At 39.1% G+C, this 1,555-nt stretch carries 1 protein-coding gene; it reads right to left on the reverse strand.

The annotated features are described in order from the left end of the window. Positions 1 to 122: 122 nt before the first annotated feature. The coding region (locus F6J94_RS33725; protein ID WP_293048279.1) for a COR domain-containing protein at positions 123 to 1,555 on the reverse strand (1,433 nt) is incomplete at its 5' end.

Consider the following 1,555-nt stretch of genomic DNA (forward strand, 5'->3'; position numbering starts at 1 on the left):
TTATTGTCGCAATGGATGATGAGTTCATCGAAACGGTCAAAGGCAATTGAAGAATCGATTGTTTCGTATTGCGGGGAAGCCGCAAGGTCAGGAGGGCCGTGTGGTGCTGTGTCAATAGAACACTATTCTGTGCTGCCCCTATTTCTCATCTCGACTGTTACAAATGAGAAACCGGCATTTGATAAACAATTACAGGGGATTAACTTACTACACCTCAATCGGTTATAAGAATCATGGATCTGATCTAGTTCGTAAATAACAGTAGTTAACAAGTCTCGTTTCTGTCTACCAGTAACTCTAATTTTAATTTCTCGCTGTTCGTAATATTCAATTACTTCTGCTTTGGTGTTATCTTTGTTTAATATCACCCCACTTCTCCACACATATTGCTGCTGGTAAATCCACCTATGCATTATCACAATAAACCGAGTTATAATACCTTTGGGCATGAATTCATAGGTATAGCGGAGAATTAGATTGTCAGATTCATCCCAATCATACTCAGGTTGATTTAACGTTAGTAGTTGTGGCGCGATGTAGCTATCTTTACTCCCAGGGATTGGATAGCAAAGTTGAAACTTCATCATCAATTGTAGCAGTTCATCATGCATATAAGCATAGTTTTCTTCCGACCAAATTTTTTCTAAATCAGCGCGGTTAAAGCAACCTAGATTGCGAATAACGTCATCGTTATCCAGCACTTTATAGACAGCATAAGTCCCCCATTCCGGTTTGAGAATCACCGTTTTCTTTAATAGAGGGTCATCTTGAAAATGCAAACACACTCCCAGATCGTGTAGGTAACCACTTAACTGTAATTTATCGTTGTATAAAGTAAACCCATTGTTTGAGCAGATGTTTAGATATTCATCCAGACTGATGTGATTACGGCTATCTTCTTCTAAAGCTTCTCTGACTTGTTTCCATGTTCTAGGTAAAGCTGCTTCTTTGATGTGGGGGAGGTTGCTAATATAAAATTCAATTTGGGTAAGAAGATCGTCTAAGCCTCGGTTAGTCGCTAGGTTTGTTGCTAGGGTTTCTTTCAAATTGGTAAACTGTCCCCGTAAGGCGCGCTCGTTTATTTCTCTATGACGATCTTGTTTTTCATTCTTGATAATTAATAGAGGACTGTTGTCGCTTAAGAGTTCTACTATATTAAGCCAGTAGTGGAAATCTGTGTCTTCTTTCCTAGTATCTGCTACTAGGGTGTAAAGGGAACGTTTGGTCAGGAAGAATTGATGGGTAGCGTGATAAATTTCTTGTCCCCCAAAGTCCCAGATATTAACCCGAAAGTCTCGACCGTTATCCAAGGGAAATTCCCATTGGATAATGTCAATTCCTTCGGTAGATTTTTCGTTTTTATGTAGTTGATAGTCTGGGTTTTCTATCTTTTTGGCTAGTGTTGTTTTTCCAGCACCTCCTTCACCAACAATGAGGAGTTTGGCTTCATAGATATAATCTTTTCCTTCTTTCAGTTGTCGGAAATAAGCTCTGATTGCTTTAAGACCATTTTCTGCAATTTCTATTGGTGGAGTTTCAAGGGGATTTTCCCTTA

Origin of the sequence: Moorena sp. SIO1F2, assembly GCF_010672755.1 — a bacterium.
Lineage (GTDB): Bacteria > Cyanobacteriota > Cyanobacteriia > Cyanobacteriales > Coleofasciculaceae > Moorena.